The 24,528-nt window shown below is 64.4% G+C and carries 24 protein-coding genes; 13 read left to right on the forward strand and 11 right to left on the reverse strand.

Going from position 1 to position 24,528, the window contains the following annotated elements:
- Window positions 1–708: 708 nt before the first annotated feature.
- On the forward strand, window positions 709–2,037 hold the full coding sequence (locus JQ586_RS23015) for an adenylate/guanylate cyclase domain-containing protein (protein WP_212397004.1): 1,329 nt from the start codon (window positions 709–711) through the stop codon (window positions 2,035–2,037).
- Window positions 2,038–2,141: 104 nt separating this feature from the next.
- On the forward strand, window positions 2,142–3,476 hold the full coding sequence (locus JQ586_RS23020) for a serine hydrolase (protein WP_212396901.1): 1,335 nt from the start codon (window positions 2,142–2,144) through the stop codon (window positions 3,474–3,476).
- Window positions 3,477–3,784: 308 nt separating this feature from the next.
- Here JQ586_RS23020 and JQ586_RS23025 read toward each other — a convergent pair whose 3' ends face one another.
- The gene (locus JQ586_RS23025; protein WP_249147984.1) at window positions 3,785–4,162 is read right to left on the reverse strand and encodes a hypothetical protein; all 378 of its coding nucleotides are present in this window, start codon (window positions 4,160–4,162) and stop codon (window positions 3,785–3,787) included.
- A gap of 410 nt (window positions 4,163–4,572) precedes the next feature.
- Between JQ586_RS23025 and JQ586_RS40600 the strand changes: the two genes are divergently transcribed.
- The 3 genes from JQ586_RS40600 to JQ586_RS23045 all read left to right on the forward strand — a co-directional run bounded on the left by JQ586_RS40600 (window position 4,573) and on the right by JQ586_RS23045 (window position 8,056).
- Window positions 4,573–6,096, forward strand: a complete 1,524-nt coding sequence (locus JQ586_RS40600; protein ID WP_249147986.1) for an ion channel — start codon at window positions 4,573–4,575, stop codon at window positions 6,094–6,096.
- A gap of 152 nt (window positions 6,097–6,248) precedes the next feature.
- Entirely contained in the window at window positions 6,249–7,199 is a 951-nt protein-coding gene (locus JQ586_RS23040; protein WP_212396902.1) for an AraC family transcriptional regulator, read from the forward strand.
- Window positions 7,200–7,330: 131 nt separating this feature from the next.
- Window positions 7,331–8,056 (forward strand): hypothetical protein, encoded by a 726-nt coding sequence (locus JQ586_RS23045; RefSeq protein ID WP_212396903.1) that lies wholly within the window; start codon window positions 7,331–7,333, stop codon window positions 8,054–8,056.
- A 301-nt stretch (window positions 8,057–8,357) separates the two neighbouring features.
- Here the strand turns inward: JQ586_RS23045 and JQ586_RS23050 are convergent, their stop codons facing one another.
- The gene (locus tag JQ586_RS23050; RefSeq protein WP_212396904.1) at window positions 8,358–8,624 is read right to left on the reverse strand and encodes a DUF3551 domain-containing protein; all 267 of its coding nucleotides are present in this window, start codon (window positions 8,622–8,624) and stop codon (window positions 8,358–8,360) included.
- A 229-nt stretch (window positions 8,625–8,853) separates the two neighbouring features.
- On the opposite strand from JQ586_RS23050, the gene JQ586_RS23055 reads away from it, so the two are divergent.
- Window positions 8,854–9,033 (forward strand): hypothetical protein, encoded by a 180-nt coding sequence (locus JQ586_RS23055; protein ID WP_212396905.1) that lies wholly within the window; start codon window positions 8,854–8,856, stop codon window positions 9,031–9,033.
- A gap of 412 nt (window positions 9,034–9,445) precedes the next feature.
- On the opposite strand, the gene JQ586_RS23060 is transcribed toward JQ586_RS23055, so the two are convergent.
- From JQ586_RS23060 to mdcA, 3 genes are read right to left on the reverse strand one after another with little or no spacing between them, the layout of a single operon-like run.
- Window positions 9,446–10,225, reverse strand: a complete 780-nt coding sequence (locus JQ586_RS23060) for an alpha/beta fold hydrolase (protein WP_212396906.1) — start codon at window positions 10,223–10,225, stop codon at window positions 9,446–9,448.
- Window positions 10,222–11,517 carry a malonyl-CoA decarboxylase gene (locus JQ586_RS23065; RefSeq protein ID WP_249147989.1) on the reverse strand — a complete coding sequence of 432 codons (1,296 nt, stop codon included), beginning with the start codon at window positions 11,515–11,517 and terminating at the stop codon, window positions 10,222–10,224. Before JQ586_RS23065 ends, JQ586_RS23060 begins: the two co-directional genes overlap by 4 nt.
- Before the next feature lie 23 nt (window positions 11,518–11,540).
- The gene (gene mdcA / locus JQ586_RS23070; RefSeq protein WP_212396907.1) at window positions 11,541–13,169 is read right to left on the reverse strand and encodes a malonate decarboxylase subunit alpha; all 1,629 of its coding nucleotides are present in this window, start codon (window positions 13,167–13,169) and stop codon (window positions 11,541–11,543) included.
- A 105-nt stretch (window positions 13,170–13,274) separates the two neighbouring features.
- Here mdcA and JQ586_RS23075 point away from each other — a divergent pair, with 105 nt between their 5' ends.
- The 7 genes from JQ586_RS23075 to JQ586_RS23105 all read left to right on the forward strand — a co-directional run bounded on the left by JQ586_RS23075 (window position 13,275) and on the right by JQ586_RS23105 (window position 19,892).
- Complete coding sequence (locus tag JQ586_RS23075) at window positions 13,275–14,135, forward strand: LysR substrate-binding domain-containing protein (protein WP_212396908.1); 861 nt, start codon at window positions 13,275–13,277, stop codon at window positions 14,133–14,135.
- Window positions 14,136–14,285: 150 nt separating this feature from the next.
- Window positions 14,286–14,561, forward strand: a complete 276-nt coding sequence (locus JQ586_RS23080) for a DUF1153 domain-containing protein (RefSeq protein ID WP_002714638.1) — start codon at window positions 14,286–14,288, stop codon at window positions 14,559–14,561.
- 172 nt (window positions 14,562–14,733) lie between these two features.
- Window positions 14,734–16,377, forward strand: a complete 1,644-nt coding sequence (gene fliF, locus JQ586_RS23085; protein WP_212396909.1) for a flagellar basal-body MS-ring/collar protein FliF — start codon at window positions 14,734–14,736, stop codon at window positions 16,375–16,377.
- A 1-nt stretch (window position 16,378) separates the two neighbouring features.
- Entirely contained in the window at window positions 16,379–17,461 is a 1,083-nt protein-coding gene (fliG, locus tag JQ586_RS23090) for a flagellar motor switch protein FliG (protein ID WP_212396910.1), read from the forward strand.
- Window positions 17,461–18,084 (forward strand): FliH/SctL family protein, encoded by a 624-nt coding sequence (locus tag JQ586_RS23095; RefSeq protein ID WP_212396911.1) that lies wholly within the window; start codon window positions 17,461–17,463, stop codon window positions 18,082–18,084. Before fliG ends, JQ586_RS23095 begins: the two co-directional genes overlap by 1 nt.
- 18 nt (window positions 18,085–18,102) lie before the next feature.
- On the forward strand, window positions 18,103–18,453 hold the full coding sequence (fliN, locus tag JQ586_RS23100; RefSeq protein ID WP_212396912.1) for a flagellar motor switch protein FliN: 351 nt from the start codon (window positions 18,103–18,105) through the stop codon (window positions 18,451–18,453).
- A gap of 53 nt (window positions 18,454–18,506) precedes the next feature.
- Window positions 18,507–19,892 (forward strand): sigma-54-dependent Fis family transcriptional regulator, encoded by a 1,386-nt coding sequence (locus tag JQ586_RS23105; RefSeq protein ID WP_212396913.1) that lies wholly within the window; start codon window positions 18,507–18,509, stop codon window positions 19,890–19,892.
- A 31-nt stretch (window positions 19,893–19,923) separates the two neighbouring features.
- On the opposite strand, the gene JQ586_RS23110 is transcribed toward JQ586_RS23105, so the two are convergent.
- The 6 genes from JQ586_RS23110 to JQ586_RS23135 form a co-directional block, all read right to left on the reverse strand.
- Window positions 19,924–20,079, reverse strand: a complete 156-nt coding sequence (locus JQ586_RS23110; protein ID WP_212396914.1) for a hypothetical protein — start codon at window positions 20,077–20,079, stop codon at window positions 19,924–19,926.
- Window positions 20,080–20,148: 69 nt separating this feature from the next.
- Window positions 20,149–20,739: a flavin reductase family protein gene (locus JQ586_RS23115; RefSeq protein ID WP_212396915.1), complete on the reverse strand. Its 591-nt coding sequence runs from the start codon at window positions 20,737–20,739 to the stop codon at window positions 20,149–20,151.
- Between the two features lie 7 nt (window positions 20,740–20,746).
- A complete protein-coding gene (locus JQ586_RS23120; protein ID WP_212396916.1) occupies window positions 20,747–21,592 on the reverse strand; it encodes an ATP-binding cassette domain-containing protein in 846 nt (281 codons plus the stop codon).
- A gap of 9 nt (window positions 21,593–21,601) precedes the next feature.
- The gene (gene ssuC / locus JQ586_RS23125) at window positions 21,602–22,408 is read right to left on the reverse strand and encodes an aliphatic sulfonate ABC transporter permease SsuC (RefSeq protein WP_212396917.1); all 807 of its coding nucleotides are present in this window, start codon (window positions 22,406–22,408) and stop codon (window positions 21,602–21,604) included.
- Window positions 22,405–23,586, reverse strand: coding sequence for an FMNH2-dependent alkanesulfonate monooxygenase (ssuD, locus tag JQ586_RS23130; protein ID WP_212396918.1), 1,182 nt, complete (start codon window positions 23,584–23,586; stop codon window positions 22,405–22,407). The genes ssuC and ssuD overlap by 4 nt, the downstream gene beginning before the upstream one ends.
- Window positions 23,568–24,521, reverse strand: a complete 954-nt coding sequence (locus JQ586_RS23135) for a sulfonate ABC transporter substrate-binding protein (RefSeq protein ID WP_212396919.1) — start codon at window positions 24,519–24,521, stop codon at window positions 23,568–23,570. The genes ssuD and JQ586_RS23135 overlap by 19 nt, the downstream gene beginning before the upstream one ends.
- Window positions 24,522–24,528 lie beyond the last annotated feature (7 nt).

Genomic DNA, 24,528 nt, shown 5'->3' on the forward strand with positions numbered 1-24,528 from the left:
TCGTTTCGCCGCTCTGTGATCGGAGGGCGCAGGGAAAGCCGGGTGCCGATCGCACCCATGGGCCCCGTGCAATGTAGCAAGCACGGGGGTAGGACCACAGGTGTAACCGGGAACAACCCGGCTTTCCCTGCGCGATGGGTTACGGCTTATACGTGCTCTCCCCGGTGAGACTGGGCTTTTTTGTCACCGTCTCGCGAAGATGCTTTCGCATCTCGCGGGAGACACCTGCCACTAGGGCGTCAGGCCTGCACGATTTCGCCGTCCGCTATCCGCCGCGACCGTCAATCGCGACATCAGCGTCCACCGCATCCCACCACAACGTTCGTGACGATCGCGAAGCGCCCCTCGAGCGGGTGAGACGGGAAATTCTATACATTGATTTCACCTACTGATAAACCGAAATATTTTTACGAAGGGGGCTTGACGGATTTGGGACTGATTTGCCCGTCGGGCCAGGCGCGCGAGAGGGTTCGCTGTGAGAGGCTCCTGAAGCACCTTGCCTAGCGGTCGCGATGTCCGCTCGGGCGTTGAGCACTCCACGATGGCAGGGGACTGACGCCCGCTTGTGACCCAAAGCCGGCATCGGTAGCATTTCTTCGATGGAGACCGTGTATCGTCGTGGCGATGTGATAGGATTTCCTAATTCGTAAGAGGGGTCAGAAAGCTTTTCACGACAGGTCCAGGCTTCCGGCGGTGTTGGAGTTGGATATGGCCGATTTCATTATGCCCCATACGCAATATGCGCGCAGCGGCGACGTCAATATTGCCTATCAGGTGGCCGGGGACGGACCAGTTGACATTCTCGTCGTGCCCGGCTCGATCTCCCACCTCGAGGTGGTGCATGAGTTGCCGTGCATCAGCAGCAACTTTCAGCACCTGACGCACTTCGCCCGCGTCATAAGCTTCGACAAGCGCGGTCAGGGACTGTCCGATCGTGTGTCGGGAGTGCCGTCGCTGGAAGAGCGAATGGACGACGTTCGCGCCGTGCTTGATGCGGTCGGATCCCGCAAGACGGTGCTGTTGGGGCTTTCGGAAGGCTGTCCGATGAGCCTGCTCTTTTCGGCCACGCATCCGGATCGTGTTTCCCACCTGGTGCTGGTCGGCGGCTTCATGCGAGCGGGCTACTCGGTCCCGGCAGCCCAGTTCGAGGCTTATGTCGACAAGGTGGTCGCAAACTGGGGCTCAGGACAAATGATGAAGCGCGTCGTCGGTCTGGCGGACGACTCCCAGGATCAGCTTGCAGCGCTCGGCAAGTTCGAGCGGATGAGCTGCAGCCCCGGTGCATTCAAGGCGATCATGGTGATGAACCGGCTCATCGACGTGACGTCGATCCTGCAGAGCGTGCGGGTGCCAACCCTCGTGCTCCACAGCCGGGCCGATGCCGTGGTGCCCGTAGCGGAGGGGCGGAAACTGGCGACTGCAATTCCCGGCGCGAGATACATCGAGTATGAGGATCATCCGCACGGTCTCTTCTTTACGCCCGAAGGCGAAGCAGTGATCGGCGACATCGAGGAATTTGTCACCGGTCACCGGCCTGACACGGGAGAAGACGTCGATCGCGTGCTGGCGACCGTCCTGTTCACCGATATCGTCAACTCCACGACGAGGGCGATCCAGATCGGTGACCGCCGCTGGCGCGAGCTGCTCGATTCCCATGACCGCGTGGCAGCGCAGGTCATCGAGCGGCATCGGGGGAAACTGGTGAAGAACACCGGGGATGGAATCCTGGCGACGTTCGATGGCCCTGGGCGCGGTGTTCGCTGCGCCCTCGCGCTCGGCGAAGCTGCGCGGCAGCTCGGTCTGCCCGTGCGCGCCGGACTGCATACGGGCGAGATCGAGATGCGCGGCAGTGACGTCGGCGGAATAGCCGTTCACGTCGCCGCACGCGTGATGGGGCAGTCGGGTGCCAATGAAGTATTCGTGTCACGCGTCGTGACGGACCTGGTCGCGGGAGCCGGATTGAAATTTGCGGGTCGCGGCTCGTTCGATCTCAAGGGCATCCCGGGATCCTGGGATTTGTTCGCTGCCGTCCAATAGGCTTTTGCTTTGGCATCCCGGCACGGCAATTTCAGATGAATTTCTCTTCGTTGCGCTCAACCCCTGCCCGCAAGCGATAAAAGGGCACCTTTCGCGAGGCTCACATGGGCATATCCCCGCCACACGATACCTCGGCTTATTTCAAGGGTCTGGCGCAGGCCGGCCGGCAAATCAAGGCGGCGGCAAGGTGGGCGGGGTTCGCGCTCGTCGCCGCGCTTGTCGCTGCAAGTTTGAACTCCACGTTTGGAGGTACACCGGCCGCACAGAGCTTTTCCCAACCGGGCCTTCAGCGGGTTGGTGACTATCTACGTCAAGAGGTCGCGATCGGTAAAATTCCCGGCGCGATCCTGTTGATCCAGCAGCACGGAAAACCCGCCTATTATGAAAAATTCGGCCTGCGCGATGTCACAACCAAGGTACCGATGACGGATGACACCATCTTTCGGTACTATTCGATGTCGAAGCCGATCACGTCGGTTGCCGCGCTGATGCTGGTCGACGACGGCAAGCTGTCGCTCGATGATCCCCTCTCCAAATACATTCCGGCCTTTGCCGATGTAAAGGTCGGCGTGGAAAAGCCCGGCGAGACCGGAAAGCCGGAGTTTGCGCTGGAGCCGCTCGAGCGTCCGATCACCATACTCGATCTGATGCGACAGACTTCCGGTATCACCTACGGATTTTACGGCGACGGCCCCGTGCAAAAACTCTACCGGCAGGCCGACCTTTACAGCGGCGATTTTGACAACGCCGAGTTCGCTGCGCGCCTGGCGAACCTGCCGCTCGCCGAGCAGCCCGGCACGACGTGGACCTACAGCCATTCGGTCGATGTGCTCGGGAGGGTGATCGAGGTGGCTTCGGGACAATCGCTGTTTCAGTTCGAGAAGGAACGGCTACTGGATCCGCTCGGCATGAGCCATACCGCGTTCTTTGTCGCGGACGAGGCCAAGCGCCCGCTGGTTGCCCAGTTCCTGCCGGATGATCTGATAGAGCCGCCCATCGCCGGAATCAGGGACCCGATGTTGCACAGGCGCTGGGAATCCGGTGGCGCCGGCATGGTCGGGACGACCGGCGACTACGCACGCTTCGTGCAGATGCTCCTGAATGGCGGCACACTTGACGGGCGACGCTATCTGAAGCCGGAGACGGTGGCGCTGATGACGTCGGACCAAGTCGGCCCCGGGAGCGGAATCGCGCCCTCCAGCATCTATTTTCTGGCCGTCCATGCCGGATTCGGATTGGGCGTCGCCGTGCTCACATCGCCGCAGCCGAAGAGGCCCTGGCCGCCGGGCGTCTATGGATGGGATGGCGTGGCCGGCACCTTTTTCTTTGTTGACCCGAACGACGATCTATTCGTGCTCTGCATGATGCAGTCACCGTCGCAGCGCGGGCGGATCGAGACTGAGTTGGCGCCGCTGATTTTCGATGCGATGGTGAGGTAGGCTGCCAAAACCGGAAGGGGACTTGATGGATATTGGGACTGATTTGCCCGTCGGGCCAGGCGCGCGAGAGGGTTCGCTGTGACGGGCCTGTCGTGACGTTCATGGCTGCGGTCCCACGCACGCCCGATCTCCAGGGCGGGACCGGGCCCTACAGGCACGGTCGGTGACGCCATCCGTGGCGGTCAAGGCGCTCCTGCAACCCGGACATCGTCAGAGAGCCTCATGCCCGAAGGCCCGAGCGGGCGTTTCAACGCTCTCGAACCGGGCCTTCCGAGTTGACAGCAGTTTGCGGAGCGCCAAATGACGCGTCAGGTCTTGTTTCGATTTTTACTCGCGCCCCTCAGGTCCCTGGCTGGGGTTAGCTTCGCCGGATCGCTCATTTGCACACAGGTCAACAGGTCGACATAGCTGCCTTCTCCGAGAAGAGTCGCTTCCTTCTCGCAGTGGTCACGTACTGGGTCTGAATATGTCGACCAGACAGCGTCAAGCCGTTGTTTCGCCTCATTCTCGTCGCGCATGCAATCATCAAAGGGTTGGACAACAGAGATGCCGACCTCTTTTTCTGCGGCCACAGAATCCTTGCAGGTTTTTTCGACATTGATGACCGGTGTACGATCTGCCACTTGTGTCACCAACGGACTCCCAAATTGACTGAACAGTACGATTGATATGAACGCGACAATCATCGGCTCCTCCCGCGATCACCGAATTGAGGGTTGAAGGCTGTAGCGCGAACTCGCGCTAGGCTTCGGCAAAATCCAGATGCGACGCTGGAGCCCAGGCGTAGTAGCGAGATGGTCGCTACACCGGCGGAAGCAGACGCAATTCTCTCGCCAGTTCCTGCGTCTCCATTATGAATGGTACAAATTCTGTTTCTCAGTACATCAGGCGACCAGGTAAATCGAAGTCCATACTCACGGGCAAAGGAGTCAACTTTGTTGATCTAGATCAATAAGAAACGATCGTTTGGTCAAATTATCCCATCGTACCCACTTCGTAGACACTACGGGTTGATATGGGTGTGCGATTGCCGGTGGCCTCGACCACCGCCTTGTTTTTTTGATCACCACCTGCAGGCCCTGTTTGGCAGACCGGCATGGGCGCCGCCCTACCCGGCTCGCATCTCCAACGGAAGAGGATCCGGGTGTACTCTCAGACAACTCGGATGGCTACGAAGCCCCTGGCCAAGGCGCGCGGGCTTCGACGGAAATATGGCGATCATCTGCTTACGGCGCTGGCCCTGGTGCTTGCGCTCTACATGTTCGTATTTGCCCCGCTTCACGCGATGGGCTTCTTCGTATTTCACGGCTTCATCACTTTCGCCTTGTTCGGAATCATTGGTGCGATGGTGCAAATCGCAGACCGGCCGACGGCGCTCTACACGATGGCGATCGGGCTTGGTGCCAATGGCGCCGTTCTATTTCTGCATCTGTTTTATCCGCCATGGCCATACAATCTCTACATCATGGCGGCTGCTTGGCTCGGGATCTCGATCGCGTTCGGGGAGGTGGTCGCGGAGGCCGTTTTTCGAAGGGGCCGCGTCACCTACCATCGCATCATCGGCGCGATTCTGCTGTACCTGCTGATCGCGCTCGCTTTTGCGACGCTATACATATTTGTCGGCATGCTGATTCCTGACGCCTTCAAGGGAATAACGTTCGCGGACGATTGGGGCGTTGGCAGCGCGGCTGTTTATTTAAGCTTGGTCACGCTGACGTCGACGGGCTACGGCGACATCGTTGCCGTGCATCCGATCGCGCGAAGCCTGTGCAACATCGAAAGCATAATTGGCCAGCTTTATCCGGCGACCTTGCTGGCGCGGCTTGTCACGCTTGAACTAAGTCAGAGCAGTCTTGCCGAGAAGACAGTGGCCGTTCCTTCTAATGCTCCAGGAAGTCCCGCAACGAACAGCGCAGCGCGCGGCGGCGTGACGCCGAGCTTCGTCGACGGCATACGACAGCTCCGCCGAGACCATGGCGACTGGCTGCTCACGTTGCTGGCCGGACTGCTCGCGCTCTATATGTTCGTATTTGCATCTCTGCATTCATCAGGCGTCTTCGAGTTTCACGGATTCACGATTGTCACGCTATTCGCCATGATCGCCGCCATGCTCGTCATTTCCGACCATCGGGTCGCGCTTGCGATCATGTCGGTCGGCGTCATCGCCAACGTTGCGGTCCTGGTGCTGCGCCTGCTTTACAAGCCATCGGTATTCAATATCGTCGCGATGTCTGGTGGCTGGCTTGCGATCGCGATCGCCCTCGGGGCGGTGGTCGCGAATGCCGTGTTCGAGCGGGGCCGCGTCACGTATCACCGCATCATTGGCGCGATCCTGCTCTATCTCCTGATCGGACTAGGCTTTGGGACGCTGTTTGTCTTTCTTGGGCTGTCCTTTCCGGATGCGTTCAAGGGAATTAGTTTTGCCGACGACTCGGCCCTTGCGAGCTCGGTCTATTATCTGAGTTTCGTCACGCTCACATCCACCGGTTTTGGCGACATCATCCCTGTGCATCCGTTGGCGCGCAGCCTGTGCAACATGGAGAGCGTGGTCGGTCAGCTCTTCCCCGCCACGCTGTTGGCAAGGCTCGTTGCACTCGAACTGAGAGACCAAGGCCCGTAGGTGACTCTCCGAGCCACGATGTCAGCAGCGACGTCATATCCGAAGCCAAGCAAGGATGCCTGGCGCATTCCGGGCTCGGCGGGCCCTTCCCGCCTTGCGCCCCAGGCGCTAAGTTCGCGTGCTTGCCCCGATTGGTTCGTCGGAGATTGCCGATGCGCGTGGTGACTTCGGATCTGCAGGAGGCGATTGCGGCGGTCAGCCGTGTCTATTGCCCCCACGACGTCAAGGTGCTCGAGAGCAATCGCGGCATCGACGCCGTGCTGGAGTCGTCGGGCGCCGCCGGCCGCCAAATCGTCACGCTGCGCTATGCCGCTCCCGTCAAGATCGACGCCGGTAGCTTTGAGAACCTGTTGCTGTTCATGACCTGCGTGGATGGTGCCGCCGAGGCGACACAGGGAAGGCACTCGGTCCAGTGGGGGACGGGACGGACGTTGCCGCTGTCGCCGAACGTTCCCAGCCGACTCACTTTCGACCGCCGCTTCTGGCAGAGCTCGATCCGGCTCGACAAGGACTTCGTGGAGACACTCTGCTCCCGCCTCATCAACAGGCCTCTCGACGTGCCGCTGCGGTTTCTCCTTGCGCCCTTCAGTGCAGAGCTGGAAGCGGCCTGGCGGCAGTCGCTGCAGACGATTCGCAGTTGCGACGGCGACGGGCTTGCCCTGGCAACGCATGCATGGAAGCACTTCGAGGAATTTCTCGGCACCCTGATCCTCGAGACGCACCCGCACAACTTCTCCGACGTGCTGAAAAAAGAATCGTCCGCGGCCGATCCGCGTCTGGTTCGGGAAGCCGAGCACCTGATGCGGACCGGCGGCCCATCCGTCACGGTCAGCGAAGTGGCGCACATGCTGCGGGTAAGCCTCCGCAGTCTCGAGCTCGGCTTTCGCGATGCGCGGCAGATGACCCCGACCCAGGCGCACCGCCAGATCCGGTTGAATGCCGCGCGCGAGGCCTTTCTCAATCCCACCCCGTCAACGTCGGTCACATCGGTTGCGCTGTCGTGCGGCTTTCCGCATCTCGCCCGCTTCAGCAACTACTACCGGCTGACGTTCGGCGAGCCGCCGAACAAGACGCTGCGGCGCTGCCGAGGCGGCGCGGCCTGACGAACGACAGCGGCCGGAAAAAAGCATTTCGGAAATCGGATAGCGCTGCGCATTACGGATAGTGCGCCGCGCTGGCGTGCGCAAAGTCCTGCCAGGCCTCCGCAACGGAGGTGTCCAGCAGGAAGGAAACGATGATGTCGTCCCAGGATCGCATTCCACAAACGCTCACGACCATGGAAGCGGCCTTCACGCTGCATGAGAGCAGGGAACTGCAGGAAGAATTCTGGCGTCACCAGGAACGCATGGGACCGATCGCCGCCGCATCGCCCGGCTTCGTCGCGGTGATCGGCGGGCCGATCCAGCGTTCGCGCTGGCTCTATTTCTCCGGAAAGTGGCAGACGCCCCAGCTCATGGACAAGTGGCAATCCGACTCGAAACACAAGCCCATGCAGGACGCGGCCCATTCGCGCTGGTTCTCGTCGGTCTATCTTCGGAAATGGCGACTGCCGGCCGACAACGAGGCCCTCACCGGCCCGCTGCTGCTCGAACTGGCCATTGCCCGGCGCGATCCGCTCGAGCAGGCCGGGATCGACCGGATCCTGGACGAGATGGTCGATCCATCGCTGAAGCTGCACGGTGCGCTGAGATTCGAAACCTTGACCGGCGAGTTCGAGACGCAGCCCTACCAGTTCGTCGGACCGGTTCAGGAATTTCCCGCCCTTGCACCGGTCCGCTATCTCCTGATCACGCACTGGGCCGACAGCGACGCGCTGCAGGGCTGGTTGGGGACCGGCATCGTCCAGCAGCTCTCGGGCTATGGGGATGTTTCCACCACGGTTTCAGTTCCGATCAGGCATGACCCCGGCGAGCGCAAATATCTGAGGCCGGACGGCTTGCAGCGCGACGCCGTTCATTAGTTTGCATGCGGCGCAAGAAGGTTGCGCGGGCAGGTGCCCAGGGCGAACTGCCCTGAGCCTGCCCGGCGTGGAACGCGCTGGTGGTCTCAACGTGGGCAGGAAGCTGCCGCGAACCTGGTGGGTTCAACCACGGTTGGAGGGATCACGAACGACAACGACATCAAGCAGGACGTCGGCGCCATCACTCTTGCACCTGTCATCACATTGACGGTGGCTATTGTCGTGATGGTCATGAGCGGACACCGAGCCGCACCGGCTCCGTCAGCTCACTTCGGGTGCCGGGCGGGCCTGGGCAGCCCGCTCACCGGTAATAGCCACGCCGGGCAAACGCGTAGACTGGATTGATCCCGCAATAGGCGTCGGTGCCGGAAGCACTGGCCATGCACTGGCCATACGTCGCGAAGTTGCAGTTGCCCGGATAACCCCAGATACGGCCCTGAAGGCAATAGCGGCTATTGACGTCGGGGGCACGAGCCTGGACGTAACGCGCCGATTGCGCAGGGGACGCCGAAACCGACGCTGCCAGGGCAGCAACTGCCAGGGCCACGCCGCCGATCAGCTTTTTCATCTTCATGTCCTTTCACCGACGACCCGCGCAGCAAGACCCAGGTCGTCATCTCAGTCAACAACGCCGGCAGGCTCGCTTTGGTTCGGCGTGTCGGCTGCTCCACGGCTCCGAACCGCGGCGCGGTCGTGGGCAAAAAAAATTTAGTTATACTCGATAACAATGTTCCCCATGAATTAATCCAGAGAGTAGTTTCCCGGGTCCCTCAGTAAGTGTTTCAGGGACCCCGCCTATGACCGTTTTCCAGGCCAAGCTCGAACGATTTGAGACACTTGCCACCGAATGCGACTCGATCGCTGACCGGGCGGCGGATGGAAGCAGACGCGAGGCATATTTGCGCCTGGGAGCGCGCTATCGCGAGCTGGCCGGCGACATGCGCAGCGTGATCGCGGCCATCGAGGCCGCCGCGTAGCGCCCCGGACCTACGTCAGTTTCGCTGACGTTAAGCTGCATCCAGCCCTATCGCCGATACCGGTATCTTCGCGGCATACGCGAATATTCCGGTTGATCGGCGTTTTCATTTTCACCTTCGCATTCCTTCCGGCGGCCCATGGGGTCAATTTGAGCTGGATCAAATCCGTCAGAGCCGAAGCACGGTACATTTGACGCCCTTGCGAGGGCGCAGCGGATGACAGCGGGCTGGACTGAGCACTTGCGGTGCCCGAGCTGCGGGCGAACCGGCCACGCGGAGCTTTCCGAGATCGAGCCCCTGCGAAACCGGACTCATCGGGTCTCGGAGGGATTCGAGATCTATACAAGCGAGCGCGGCAGCGATTTTCGATGCAAGACTTGCAAGGCGCCTGCCGTTCCGTAGCCTCCATCGCTCATTTCGGCTGTCCCGCGGCGTCGACGATCAGCCGCGCGATCGCGTCTGGCTGCGAGATCAGCGCAAGATGGCTTGCCTTGACCTCGATCGTCGTGGCGCCCATGCGCTTGGCCATGAAGCGCTCGAGATCCGGATTGATCGTGCGGTCTTCGGTCGAGACCGCATAGTAGCTCGGCTTGCTGCGCCAGGCCGCATGGCTGGTCCTGCCGGTCAACAGCGCCTTGTGGAACGGCTGCTGCACGGCATAGAGCACCCTGGCCCTGGCTTCCGGCAGGTCACCGGCGAAGTCACGCAGGAAGGCCTCTTCGGACAGCCTGCCCTCGTCGCCATCGAACACGATGCCGGCGCTCGCCGGCGGCGTCGGATAGGTCTTGGCCAGCGCGGTGTAGTCCTCGTCCGCATCAGGCGCGCGCGCAGCAACATACACCAGCGCCGACACGTTCGGATGCATACCGGCCTCGGTCACGATCATTCCGGAGAACGAATGACCGACGAGGACCGTCGGGCCGTCCTGGCGATCGAGCACGCGCTGCGCCGAGGCGACCGCTTCCGGCAGCGTGGTCAGCGGATTCTGCACCGACGTGACGTTGAGCCCCGCGGCCTGCAGGCGCGGAATGACCTCGGACCAGCACGATCCATCGGCGAACAGTCCGTGCACCAGCACGACGTTGCGCGCCTTCGCCTGCGGCGGGGTGGCGGCGATGCCACGCGTGGAGACAAGCGAGGCCGACGCTCCGGCAAGCAATGCGGTCGAGAAGGTGCGTCTGTTCATCATCATGATATCACTCCATCGTTATGCAGCGACGGCCGCAGAAGCGCGTCCACCTGCGGCGAACGCACGATCTCTCCTACGTGGGCGAAGGCCTCATGGTTACGCTCGATGCTGTCATGGTCGTAAAGATAGTTCACCATGATGCCGAAGGATTCCTGCATCGCGCGATCGGCGGTGTTGCCGAGCCAGTTGATCCGCTCGAGCCGCGCGCCATTGCCGAGATGAAAGCGCGCGACGGGATCGATCCGGTTTTCACGGCTCGGTGACCTCGTGAGATAGGCTGCGCACAGCCGCGTGAGGCGCGGGCGAAAACGCTCGCTCGTCTCGCGGTCGTGCCACCATCCCTCGCCGTCCAGTTCGCGCAGCATCGCAGTGTCGACGCCATCGGATCCGGATCGCTGGCTGAGCCAGCGGCGGAATCCCGGCACCGGCGACAAGGTCGAGAAGCGACGCAACCCCGGGAATTCGGTTTGCAATTCCTCGACCACCTGCTTGATCAGGAAATTGCCGAACGAAACGCCGCGCAGGCCGTCCTGGCAGTTCGAGATCGAATAGAAGATCGCGGTGTCGGCACGCGCGGCCCGCATCCGCGCGGCGTCCTGGTCGGTGTCCTGGAGCAGCAAAGGCGGAACGGCGGTCGCCAGCCCTTCCACCAGCGCGACCTCGACGAAGATCAGCGGCTCGCCCGGAAGCGCGGGATGGAAGAAGGCAAAGCAGCGCCGGTCCGGCGCGAGACGGCGCCGCAGGTCGTCCCAGCCCTTGATCTCGTGCACCGCCTCATAGGCGATCAGCTTCTCGAGAACGGCGGCCGGTGCTTCCCAGTCGATGCGGCGAAGCTCGAGAAAGCCGCGATTGAACCACGACGCGAACAGATGCTTGAGATCAGCATCAAGGAGCTTCAGCTCGGGTTCGGCGCCGAAACGCTTTGCGATCTCGCTGCGCATCGCGATCAGCGCAGCGGTGCCTCCGGGCGCCATGTTCATGCGCCGCAGCACTTCCTGCCGCGGCGGATCGGCGGCCTGCGCGAGTGCGGCAGCGGCCACGGCCGTGCTGTCGGCGAGATAGCGCTGCGCCGCCGCACGCAGCGCCGTTTCGTCGGGCTGAAACGCGCTCGCCAGAAAGCGCTGGAAGCCGTGCCGTGCGTCAATATCGAGCGCACGGATGGTCTGATGCAGTTCGCGCGCGATCAACGCGCCTGACGCCTCGCCGCGTTCCGATAACAACGCCACGGCGAGTTGCCTGGCAGCATCGAGAGACGCCGGTGCTCGGCCTGACGCCTGGTCTGGATTGATCATCATGGCCTCCTCGACTGCGGAGCTTGTCAACTGAGAAATCTGGCGGGCGGCACGTAGAGGCCGCCGGACGCCGAGACGAGATCGTCGATGGTCTTCGCGGCGAGCCAGTCGCGGGTTGCCGTTGCGACGTCGATGCCGAGATCGGATGGCAGCATCACGATGCCGCGGCGGCGCAGGCCGTCGATTGCGTCGGCATCCTGCCGCTTGCCGAAATCGGTATCGCCGGCGATGGCGCGCAAGGCGGCTTCGCGCTCCTGTGGCGACCGGCAACGCAGGAGGTTGCAGACGCCGCGCTCGGTGATGACGTGGGAGACGTCGTCGCCATGAACCATGACGGGCGGCAGTGCGAAGCCGGCCGAGCTTGCGAGATCGAAGGCATCGAGGTGCTCGACGAAGCTCGGCGCGCCGTTCGGCTGCCGGGTCTGCACCATCTGCACCACCAGCTTGCGGCCACGCAGGCGCTCGCCCGCTTCCTCGCCGGCGCGCAGCCAGGCAGGACTGGGGTGGCGCCGGCCGCGCGCATCCGCGCCCATGTTCGGCGCGCCGCCAAAGCCGGTGATCCGGTCCTTGGTCGCTGTCGAGCTGTTGCCCTGTGCGTCGATCTGCAACGTCGCACCGACGAAGAGATCGCAGGCATATTGACCGGCGACCTGGGCGAGCGCCCGGTTGGAGCGCAGATTGCCGTCCGCGCCGACCGGAAACACATGCGGTCTGCTCGCGACATACCGTTCCATGCCGAGTTCGGAGCCGAAGCAATAGACATTGTCGACGAAACCGGCCTCGATCGCGGGGATCAGCGTCGGGTGCGGATTGAGCACGAAATTGCGCGCGATCTTGCCCTTCAACCCGCGGCGCGCGGCGAAGGTCGGCAGGATCAATTCGATCGCGGCGGTGGCGTAGCCGATGCCATGGTTGAGCCGCGCCACCTGGTAAGGCTCGTACACCGCGGCGATCGCCATCATCGCCATCAGGACGTTTTCATTCCTGATCCTGGCGGGATCGCGCGTGAATAGCGGATCGATCGCGTACGGTCTCGGGCTTTGCACCACGAGGTCGACCCAGTCGCCGGGGATGTCGACGCGCGGCAGGCGATCGACGATCTCGTTGACCTGCGCCACGACGATGCCGCCGCGAAACGCCGCGGCCTCGGCGATGGTTGGCGTGTCCTCGGTGTTCGGACCGGTGTAGAGATTGCCGTCGCGGTCGGCCTTGTCGGCGACAATGAGCGCGACCTGGGGCGTCAAATCCACCAGCATGCGGGCGTACAGCTCGAGATAAGTGTGGATCGCCCCGATCCTGAGCGATTTGGCGGCGACGAGCTCGGCAAGACGGCGGCTCTGCGGACCGGCAAAGGCGAAGTCCAGCCGGCTGGCGATTCCGCGTTCGAACACCGCCAGGTGATCCGGCAGCGCCAGCACCGATTGCACCATGTGCAGATCATGGACGCGCACAGGATCGAGCTTCGCCAGCGACGCAGCCAGGAAATCGGCCTGCTTCTGGTTGTCGCCTTCGAGCGCCACGCGATCGCCCGAAACGATTACAGCTTCGAGCAGGTCCGTGATGCGCTCGGCAGGGCAGATCTTTCCCGCCCCGACGATGGCCCGGGCGCGCGCCAGGCGCGCCGCACGATCCGTCCGTTGCAGTGTCTCCGGCATCTGAGCCTCTCCTCGCTTCGTGGCCTTTCGCGAAGGTAGGAGGGCATCATTGATAATAGAAACGATATTCTATAATATGATTGATAATGAAAATGGATTAATTGGATGCTTGAGCTCGAACTCCTGCGCGCGTTCGTTGCGGTGGCGGATTGCGGCGGCTTCCACCGGGCGGCCGAACAGCTCAACCTGACGCAGTCGACGATCAGCCAGCAGATCAAGCGCCTGGAGCTCGAGACGCGGCGGCCGCTGTTCCGGCGCACCACGCGCAGCGTCGCGCTGACCGACGAGGGCGAGATGCTGCTGGGCGATGCAAGGCGCCTGCTTCAGCTCGAGGAGGCGGCGCGGCAGCGGCTGGTGGCGCCGCGCCTGTCCGGCTCGGTCCGTCTCGGCGTGGTCGAGGAAGTGGCCGGCGGCTCGTTGCCCTTGGCGCTGGGACGTTTCGCCGCGCTGCATCGCGGGGTCAAGCTCGAGGTGCTGATCGGCGTCAGTGCCGAATTGATCGCACAGCTCGATGCGGGGCGGCTCGACCTCGTCTTCGCCAAGCGCCCATTGGGGACCTCGAAAGGACGGCTGGTGTGGCGCGAGCCGCTGGTATGGGCCGCGGCCGAGACGTTCGCTCCAACGCCGGGCGCACCGCTGCCGCTCGCACTCTATCGCGAGCGATCGGTGTCGCGCGATGCGGCGCTTGCCGCATTGCGCGACGGCGATCTGAGCTGGGAGATCGTCTACACCAGCCCGAGCCTGACCGGCGTTCGCGCCGCCGCCGTCGCGGGCCTGGCCATCACACCCCTGCCCCTGAGCGCTGTTGTCGCCGGTCTGCGCGTGCTCGGCCCCGACGACGGCCTGCCGCCGCTTCCCGACCTCGAATTCGCGATCTACGAAAAAAGGCGGCCGGACCAGGCCTCCGAAGCACTCGCCACGGCCCTGCTCGCGCTCGCGCGGGGTCCGCTGCGGCCCACCATTTGAGCGCGCCGCAGCCGCCTGTCCGGACATTCGCCCCTGTTCCCGGCCCGTCCAACGAGATTCGTATTGAACGCTTGGGCTTAGGCAAATTTTAAACCGGCAGGCGTAGGTTACCTCTTGCGAGTTCAGTGGTTGAGAGTTTGTGAGTACGCCATGACAGAACCCCATCGCCCGAGGGTGAAATACGTCATCGGGCCTGACGGCAGCCCTTTGACGATTGCGGACCTCCCGGCCCCCGGAACCAAACGGTGGGTCATCCGCCGCAAGGCCGAAGTCGTAGCCGCGGTCCGCGGCGGCCTGCTTTCCCTCGAGGAAGCCTGTAGCCGCTATACGCTGACCGTCGATGAATTCCTTTCCTGGCAGTTCTCGATCGACCAGCACGGTCTGGCCGGACTGCGCACCACCCGGATCCAGCAGTACCGGCAGTAAGTTTCGCCGATCGGCAGCATTTGACGAAAACCGGCTTCGGTTTGCGAAGCCGGTTTTTTTCATGTCCGCGGTTTTGCCGCGGTTCTTAATCTTCGTTAACCAGATGGAAACCATACCCTAGGCAATATTTGCCCAGTCGGACCCGCGTGGGCCGAATCCCTGGGGGCCGTTAGTGCAAAGTCTGGTTGCTTTCCTGAGAGGTCTAGGTGCGGCCCGGCTTGCGGCAATGGTGGCGGTCACCGCCGCCCTGATCGGCTTCTTCGCTTTCGTCATCATGCGCGTCACGACGCCGCAGATGACCACCCTCTTCACCGATCTTTCGACCGAGGATTCCTCGGCCATCGTCAAGGAGCTGGAGCGCCAGGCAATCCCCTTCGAGCTGCGCAATGACGGTGCCGCGATCATGGTGCCGAAGGACAGGGTGACGCGGCTTCGGATGAAGCTCGCCGAGGGCGGCATGCCCAAGGGCGGCGGCGTCGGCTACGAGATCTTCGACAAGTCGGACGCGCTCGGCACCACCAGCTTCGTCCAGAACATCAATCACCTGCGCGCGCTGGAAGGCGAGCTTGCCCGCACCATCCGCGCCATCGACCGCGTCCAGGCCGCCCGCGTCCACCTGGTGCTGCCGGAGAAGCCGCTGTTCTCGCGCGAGACGCCGGAGCCGTCCGCCTCGATCGTGCTCAGGGTGCGCGGCGCGCTGGAGCCGCAACAGATCCGCGCCATCCGTCACCTGGTCGCCTCAGCGGTCAACGGGCTGAAGCCGCAGCGCGTCTCGATCGTCGACGAGGCCGGCGCGCTGCTCGCCGACGGCGCCAGCAACGACGCCGATGCCGCCCTCGGCGATGATCGCCGCGTCGCCTTCGAGAAGCGGATGCGCAAGGAGGTGGAGGACATCGTCTCCTCGGTGGTCGGCGCCGGACGGGCCCGCGTCCAGCTCTCCGCCGACTTCGACTTCAACAAGATCACCCAGACCTCCGACACTTTCGATCCCGAAGGCCGCGTGCTGCGCTCGAGCCAGACCCGGGAGGAAAGCAGCCTCACCGCCGACAATTCCGGCCAGGTCTCGGTCAACAACGAGCTGCCGGGCAACCAGAACCAGGACAACGCGGCGCGCGCCAAGGACCAGAGCAAGAAGAGCGAGGAGACCAACAATTACGAGATCTCCCGCACCACCAAGACCGAGGTCACCGAGGCGGGCCGGGTCAACCGGATCTCGGTCGCGGTGCTGGTCGACGGCAGCTACGCCAAGAACGAAAAGGGCGAGATGGTCTACCAGGACCGTCCCAAGGAGCAGCTCGACCGCATCGCCGCTCTGGTGCGCTCCGCGATCGGCTTCGACCAGAAGCGCGGCGACCAGGTCGAGGTGGTCAACCTCCGCTTCGCCGAGCCGCCGATGACGACGCCGATCGCCGAGCCGACCGGCCTGCTCGGCATGCTGCAGTTCACCAAGGACGACGTCATGTACGTCATCGAGCTCGGCGTGATGATGCTGCTCGGCCTGGTCGTGCTGTTCATGGTGGTCCGTCCGCTGGTCAGGCGCATCGTCGCGACCGACGCGATGCCCTCGCTGGGCGGTGCGGCCGCAGCCCCCGCCTTCGCCGAGGCGCATGCCGGCGACGGCGCGGCGGGCGGAACCGGCCAGGCGCTGCTGCCGGGCAGCGGCAGCAGCGCGGCCGCACAGCTGATCGACGTCGCCCAGATCCAGGGCCAGGTGCACGCCCAGGCCGTGCATCGGGTCGGCGAACTGGCCGAGCGCAATCCGAACGAGACCGCCTCGATCGTCCGTCAATGGCTGAGTGAGCCCGCCGAGCACTGACATGGCCGTACCGCAGACCACGAACCACAATGACATCTCGAGCGTCCTCTCGACGCTGGCGAGCCGGCAGACCAACCGGCCGAAGAGCAAGCCGCTGTCCGGGCCGAAGCGCGCCGCGATCCTGATGCTTGCGCTCGGCGAGCAGTACGGCGGCAAGATCTGGGCGATGCTCGACGATGACGAGGTCCGCGAGTTGTCGGTCCACATGTCGACGCTCGGCACCGTCGAGCCCGAGGTGGTCGAGGACCTGATGCTCGAATTCGTGTCGCGGATGTCGGCGTCGGGCGCGCTGATGGGCAATTTCGACGCCACCGAACGCCTGCTCCAGCAATATCTGCCGGCCGAGCGCGTCACCGGCATCATGGACGAGATCCGCGGTCCCGCCGGGCGCAACATGTGGGAGAAGCTTTCCAACGTCCAGGAAGAGGTGCTCGCCAACTACCTCAAGAACGAATACCCGCAAACCATCGCGGTGGTGCTGTCGAAGCTGAAGCCCGAGCATGCCGCACGCGTGCTGGCGATCCTGCCCGAGGACATCGCGCTCGACGTCGTCGGCCGCATGCTGCGGATGGAAGCGGTGCAGAAGGAGGTCATCGAGCGCGTCGAGCAGACGCTGCGCACCGAGTTCATGTCGAACCTGTCGCAGACCCGCCGCCGCGACGCCCATGAGGTGATGGCCGAGATCTTCAACAATTTCGACCGCCAGACCGAGACCCGCTTCATCACCTCGCTGGAGGAGGAAAACCGCGAATCCGCCGAGCGCATCAAGGCGCTGATGTTCACCTTCGACGATCTGATCAAGCTCGACGCCGGCTCGGCCCAGACCCTGATGCGCAACATCGACAAGGACAAGCTCGGCATTGCGCTGAAGAGCGCCAACGAGGAGGTGCGCAGCTTCTTCCTCGGCAACATGTCCTCGCGCGCCGGCAAGATGCTGATGGACGACATGGCTGCGATGGGCCCGGTCCGCCTGCGCGACGTCGACGAGGCCCAGGCGCTGCTCGTCAACCTCGCCAAGGATCTCGCCGCCCGCGGCGAGATCACGCTGACCAAGAACCGCGCCGACGACGAGCTGGTGTACTGATGGCCGCGCCCGCAAAATTCCTGTTCGACACCGACTTCTCGACACCGGACCGTTCGCGGGAGCGCGCGGCGACGCCGGCGGAAATCGCACAGAAGATCGCCGACGCCGAGGCCCGCGCCTACCGCGCCGGCCACGAGGCCGCGCTGCGCGAGGCCAAGGTCGAGAGCGACCGCCGTTCGGCGCTGGCGCTGGAGCAGATCGCGGTGGCGATCAAGGGCATTGCGGCGCGCTTTGCCGGCATCGAGACGCGGATGGAGACCGAGGCGGTCGACGTCGCGGTCGCGGTGGCGCGCAAGCTGTGCGCCGAGCTGATCGCGCGCGAGCCGTTCGGCGAGATCACCGCGCTGGTCAGCGACTGCTTCTCGCACCTGGTGGCGACGCCGCACCTCGTGGTGCGCATCAACGATGAGCTCTACGAGGCCGGGCGCGAGCAGATCGAGCGGATGGCCGCGCAGAGCGGCTTCCAGGGCCGGCTGGTGATCCTGGCCGAGCCCACGATCGCGACCGGCGACTGCCGGATCGAGTGGGCCGACGGCGGTGTGGTGCTGGAGCGTGCGGCGATCGAGGCAAAGATCAACGAACTCGTCGGGCGCTACCTGGCGTCCCGCGATCAGGCCGGCTGACGGCATGAGGGCTGAACCATGAGCGACACCGACGCACACGTCCCGCTTCCCGACCTCAACTCGTCCGACGCGCCCGATATCGACGACATCGGCTACAACGAGGACGAGCATGCCTCGCGCATTGCCGCCGATCTCGAGGCGGTGTTCGACGTTCCGGTGCAGGTGTCGGCGGTGCTCGGCCGCTCCAAGATGGACGTCGGCGACCTCTTGAAGCTCGGACCGGGCACGGTGCTCGAGCTCGACCGCCGGGTCGGCGAGGCGATCGACATCTACGTCAACAACCGCCTGGTGGCGCGCGGCGAAGTGGTGCTGGTGGAAGACAAGCTCGGCGTGACCATGACCGAAATCATCAAGGCGGAACGCGCTTAACCATCCAACGATACCGCGCGACGACGGCGCGATCAGACGAACAGGAGACTATCATGCGGCTTCTCATCGTTGGCACCCTGAAGGGCCAGCTCACGACCGCGACCAAGATCGCGATGGAGAACGGCGCCACCGTGACCCACGCGGAGGCGGCGGAGCAGGCGATGGGTGTCCTGCGCGGCGGCAGGGGCGCCGACCTGCTGCTGGTGGATGTCGGTCTCGACATCCGCGACCTCGTGATGCGGCTCGAGGCCGAGCACATCCACGTTCCGATCGTCGCCTGCGGCATCTCCAACGACGCCCGCGCCGCGGTCGCCGCGATCCACGCCGGTGCCAAGGAATACATCCCGCTGCCGCCGGACCCCGAGCTGATCGCGGCCGTGCTCGCCGCGGTCGCCAACGACGCCCGTGAGCTGGTCTGGCGCGACGAGGCGATGGGCAGGGTGATAAAGCTGGCGCAGCAGATCGCCGGCTCGGACGCCTCCGTCATGATCACCGGCGAATCCGGCACCGGCAAGGAGGTGCTGGCACGCTACGTCCATTCCCGCTCGGCCCGCGCCAAGCGGCCGTTCATCTCGATCAACTGCGCGGCGATCCCCGAGCACCTGCTGGAATCCGAGCTGTTCGGCCACGAGAAGGGCGCCTTCACCGGCGCGGTCGCCCGCCGTATCGGCAAGTTCGAGGAGGCGACCGGCGGCACGCTGCTGCTCGACGAAATCTCCGAGATGGACGTCCGCCTGCAGTCCAAGCTGCTGCGCGCGATCCAGGAGCGCGTGATCGACCGCGTCGGCGGCACCAAGCCTGTTCCGGTCGACATCCGCATCATCGCGACCTCGAATCGCAACCTCAATGACGCGGTGCGCGAAGGCACCTTCCGCGAGGACCTGCTGTTCCGCCTCAACGTCGTCAATCTGAAGATCCCGCCGCTGCGCGACCGCCCGGCCGACATCCTCGAGCTGGCGCAGCACTTCGCCAGGAAATACGCCGAGGCCAACGGCGTGCCGGTGCGCCCGATCTCCCCCGACGCGCGGACGGTACTGACCACCAACCGCTGGCAGGGCAACGTCCGCGAGCTCGAGAACACCATTCATCGCTCGGTGCTGATGGCGCAGGGCGACGAGATCGGACCCGACGCGATCCTGACCCCCGACGGAGATCGCCTCGACCTCGCCAAGACTGCGCCTGCGGTCGCGCATGCGACATTCGCCGCCGAGCAGGTCACCCGCGCACTTGTCGGCCGCACCGTCGCCGACGTCGAGCGTGACCTGATCCTGGAGACGCTGAAGCACTGCCTCGGCAACCGCACTCACGCCGCAAACATCCTCGGCATCTCGATCCGTACGCTGCGCAACAAGCTGAACGAATATGCCGACGGCGGCATCCCGATCACGCCGGCCGGCAACGGCGCGGCGGATTATCAGCGGCTGGCACCGACGGGTTAGGCTGCCGGCCTGTCCGGGCGATCGCCTCGCATCACGAATAGCTCGGCGCGTCCGGCCGGCGGAAGATGTGGATGGGATCGCCGGGCGCAAGCTCGCGCCCCGTGAACGCCGCATAGGCATACAGCGCGAGATAGCCCACCGCGAGTGCGCCGACGAGATAGAACAGCCAGGTTGCCGCGCGCTTCATCAAACGGTCACGTCCTGAAAGACCATCTCTACCTTCTAGGGCATGATCCGGGACAGCGTGAGTGATTTTCTAGCGCGGTCCCCTGGCGTGGACATGGCGCGACGGCAGGCTGACCTCGGCGAGCCGGGCGGCGTCCTCCTCCTTGTCGATCGCGACATATTCGCCGTGCCAGTAGGCCAGCGCGGCGGTCCGCCGTGAGGCCACGACATCGAGCACGCGGCCGATCACGATCGCATGCGAATGCCGCTCGATCGTCTCCTCGACCTCGCAGTCGATCGCCGAAAGCGCGCCAACCAGCAGCGGCACGCCCGAGGCCCGCGTCGTCCATTCGGCGCCGGCGAAACGTTCTGCGCCCTTCAGGCCGCCCTTGCCGGTGAAGCGTTCGGCGATGTCGAGCTGATCCGCCGTCAGGATGTTGACGCCGAACATGCCACGCCGCTTGATCAGCTGATATGACGACGCTGCCCGATTGATGCTGACGATCAAGGACGGCGGATCGACCGACAGCGACGACACCGAGGTCACGGTCATTCCGGAAATCTCCCGGCCACGGCCGGCGGTGATGACGGCAACCCCGCCGGTCAGATGACGCATCGCATTGCGGAAATCCGTGGCCGTGATGGCAGGCTCGACGGAGACATTGCGGACGATGGTGTTCATGACGGCCTCACAGATCGGACGTGTCTTCGCTGCCTTCGAGAAGATGCTTGAGGATCTCGCCCTCGAGCGCGGCGAGTTCGGCCGAGCCGCGCCGGCGTGGTCGCGGCAGGTCGATCGTGACGTCCAGCGCGATGCGGCCATCCTCGATCACAACCACGCGGTCGGCGAGCGCGACCGCCTCGGCAACGTCATGCGTCACCAGGATCGCGGTAAACCCCTGGTCGCGCCAGACCCGCTCCAGCAGCTGCTGCATCGAGATCCGCGTCAACGCATCGAGCGCGCCGAGCGGCTCGTCGAACGCCAGCACGCGTGGCTGGCTGACCAGCGCGCGCGCCAGCGCCACGCGCTGCTTCTGGCCGCCTGACAGCACCGACGGCCACTGCCCGCGCTTGTCGCCAAGGCCAACCTCGACCAGCGCACGCTCGGCCCGGGCCTGTGCATCCGCGGACGAACGCTCACCACCGAGCCCGACCTCGACATTTGAGAGTACCCGCGCCCACGGCAGCAATCGCGGCTCCTGGAACATGACACGGACGTCTTGCGCACGCGGCCCCTCGCCAAACGCGATGCCGCCACCGCCCGGTGCCTCGAGACCCCCGATCAGGCGGAGCAGGGTGCTCTTGCCGCAGCCGCTGCGGCCGACGATCGCAACGAACTGGCCGGCGGGAACGTGCAGGTCGATGCCACGCAGCACCTCGTTGTCGCCGAACGACTTGCGCAAGCCGCGGATGGTCAGCGACAGCCCGCGCGAGGTGGCTTCCGAGCCGCGCCGCAATTGCTGCGCCTCTGCGATGAAGTCGGCACGCGCGACCGGCTCGGCGTCCGCGCTCTGGAAACGAAGCACTTCTTGCATTCTCAACTCTCACTTCTTCTGGAAGGCGGGATGCCATGACAAGGTCAGGCGCTCCAGCGCCCGCGAGGCGCTGTCGGCGAGCTTGCCGAGCAGGGCATAGATCAGGATCGAGAGCACGACCACGTCGATCAGCATGAACTCGCGCGCCTGCATCGCCATGTAGCCGAGGCCGGAGGAAGCCGCGATGGTCTCTGCCACGATCAGCGTCAGCCACATGATGCCGAGCGCAAAGCGCAGGCCGACGAAAATCGACGGCAAGGCGCCGGGAAAGATCACCCGGCGGAACAGCTCGCCATCGGTCATGCCGTAAATGCGGCCCATCTCGATCAGCTGCGGATCGACGGTGCGGATGCCATGCAGGGTGTTGAGATAGATCGGAAAGAACACGCCGAGCGCGACCAGGAACAGTTTTGCGGACTCGTCGATGCCGAACCACAGGATGACGAGCGGGATCAGCGCCAGATGGGGGATGTTGCGCACCATCTGCAGCGTGGTGTCGGTGAGCCTTGCGGAGAGCTGGGACAGGCCGTTGGCGAGACCGAAGGCAAAGCCGATGCTGCCGCCGATCAGGAAGCCGATCGAAGCGCGCCAGAAGCTGACCCAGATGTTGCGGATCAGCTCACCCGACAGCAATAGCTTCCACCCCGCCAGCGCGACATCGGTCGGCGCCGGCAACACGCGCGACGGCACGAAGCCGGTCACGCATGCGAGCTGCCAGACCAGGACGATGGCAAGCGGCACGATCCAGGGGATCAGGCCGTCGAGCCCAGGTAATTTCGGCGCGCTGACGCGCGGAAGACTGTCGATGAGACTCATGATTGCGAAGCCTGTTTGTGCGGGCGATATTCGTTGCCGATGGTCTCACCGAAGGGCCCGGTGTTGACGCGGATCGACGTGACGTTGCTGCCATGCCCGAGCGACAGCAGCGGGAACACCAGCTCGGCGAAGCGATAGGCTTCCTCGAGATGCGGATAGCCGGACATGATGAAGGTATCGATGCCGATCTCCTGATACTCCCTGATCCGTGCCGCGACGGTCTGTGGATCGCCGACCAGCGCGGTGCCCGCGCCGCCGCGCACCAGGCCAACGCCGGCCCACAGGTTCGGGTTGATCTCGAGCTGGTCGCGCCGCCCGCCATGCAGCTGCGCCATGCGCTGCTGGCCGACCGAATCCATCCGCGAAAAGATCTTCTGGGCCGCGGCCACGGTGTCGTCGGTGACGTACTGGATCAATTCGTCCGCGGCCTTCCACGCCTCGGCATTGGTCTCGCGCACGATCACGTGGAGGCGGATGCCGAACGAGAGCTTGCGGCCACGTTCAGCGGCCACCGCCTTCACTCGCGCGACCTTCTCGGCGACCTGCGCCGGCGGCTCGCCCCACGTCAGGTATTTGTCGACGGTGTCGACCGCGACATCGATGCCGGCATCCGACGAGCCTCCGAAATAGAGCGGCGGACGTGGCGACTGCACCGGATTGAACAGCAGGCGGCCATCCTCGATGCGGATGTGCCTGCCCTCGACATTGACGGTCTTGCCGGCGAGCAGGTCGCTGTAGACGTTGAGGAACTCGCGTGTGACCGCGTAGCGCTCGTCGTGATCAAGGAAAATGCCGTCGCCCCTGTTCTCGACGGGGTCGCCGCCGGTGACGACGTTGACCAGGAGGCGGCCGTTTGACAGCCGATCCAGCGTCGCGGTCATGCGCGCAGCGACGGCCGGCGACTGCAGGCCGGGCCTGACCGCCACGAGATAGCGCAGGCGCTCGGTCCAGGGCGCGACGGCGGAGGCCACCACCCAGGAATCCTCGCAGCTCCGCCCCGTCGGCAGCAGCACGCCGTAATAGCCGAGTTGGTCGGCGGCCTGCGCGATCTGGCGCAGATAGTTGAAGTTCACCTCGCGACCGCCGGTCGACGTGCCGAGATAGCGGCTGTCGCCGTGGGTCGGCAGGAACCAGAGGATATTGGCGTTGGTCGGATTGCTCACGTGCCGGGTCTCCATGCGACGTCGGAAATCTTGATTTGTTTCGGGATCAGGCCGAGCGCGAAGAAGGTGTCGGCCACCTGCTGCTGATCGGCGACCACGGCATCGGTCACCGGCTTGATGCCATAGGCCTGCCGCCTCAGCGCGACCTCCACCACCGGCACCGAAAGACCGGTGCTCGGCGCAAGCTGCTCGGCCACGGCGTGGATGTCACCCTTCGCCCAGTCGTCGACCTCGCCGAGTTGCGCCAGCACGAGATCGATGATCTTCGGGTCGCGTTGCAGGAACGCCTTCGAAGCAAAATAGAACTGGTAATTGGCGACGATTCCGGTGCCATCGGCCAGCGTGCGGGCGCCGGTCGCGGCCTCCGCCGCGGCCTGGAACGGATCCCAGATCACCCAGGCATCGACCGCGCCGCGCTCGAACGCCGCGCGTGCGTCGGCGGGCGCGAGATAGGCGACCTCGACGTCGGAATATTTGACACCGGCCTTCTCGAGCGCCTTGACCAGCAGGTAATGGACATTGGAGCCCTTGTTCAGCGCGACCTTCTTGCCCTTCAGCTCTGCGACCGCCTTGATCGGGCTGTCCTTCGGCACCAGGATCGCCTCGCCCTTCGGCGCAGCCGGCTCATAGGCGACGTATTGCAGTGGCGCGCCGGCGGCCTGCGCAAAGATCGGCGGCGCCTCGCCCGTGTTGCCGAAATCGATCGCGCCGACATTGAGCGCTTCCAGCAGCGGCGGCCCCGACGGAAACTCGGTCCAGACCACCCGGGTGCCCGCCGCCTTCAGCTTCTCCTCGAGCGATCCCCTGCTCTTCAGCAGCACCAGCTTGCCGTATTTCTGGTAGCCGATGCGGACGACCTTGTCCTGTCCGTAGGACACGCCGACCGTGGCCGCGACCATGCTGAGCGACAGCACGGCGCGGGCGATCCAGCGTCGAAACAAACGCCTCATGATGACA

It is taken from the genome of Bradyrhizobium jicamae (genome assembly GCF_018130215.1).
In the GTDB taxonomy this organism is placed as follows: domain Bacteria; phylum Pseudomonadota; class Alphaproteobacteria; order Rhizobiales; family Xanthobacteraceae; genus Bradyrhizobium; species Bradyrhizobium jicamae_A.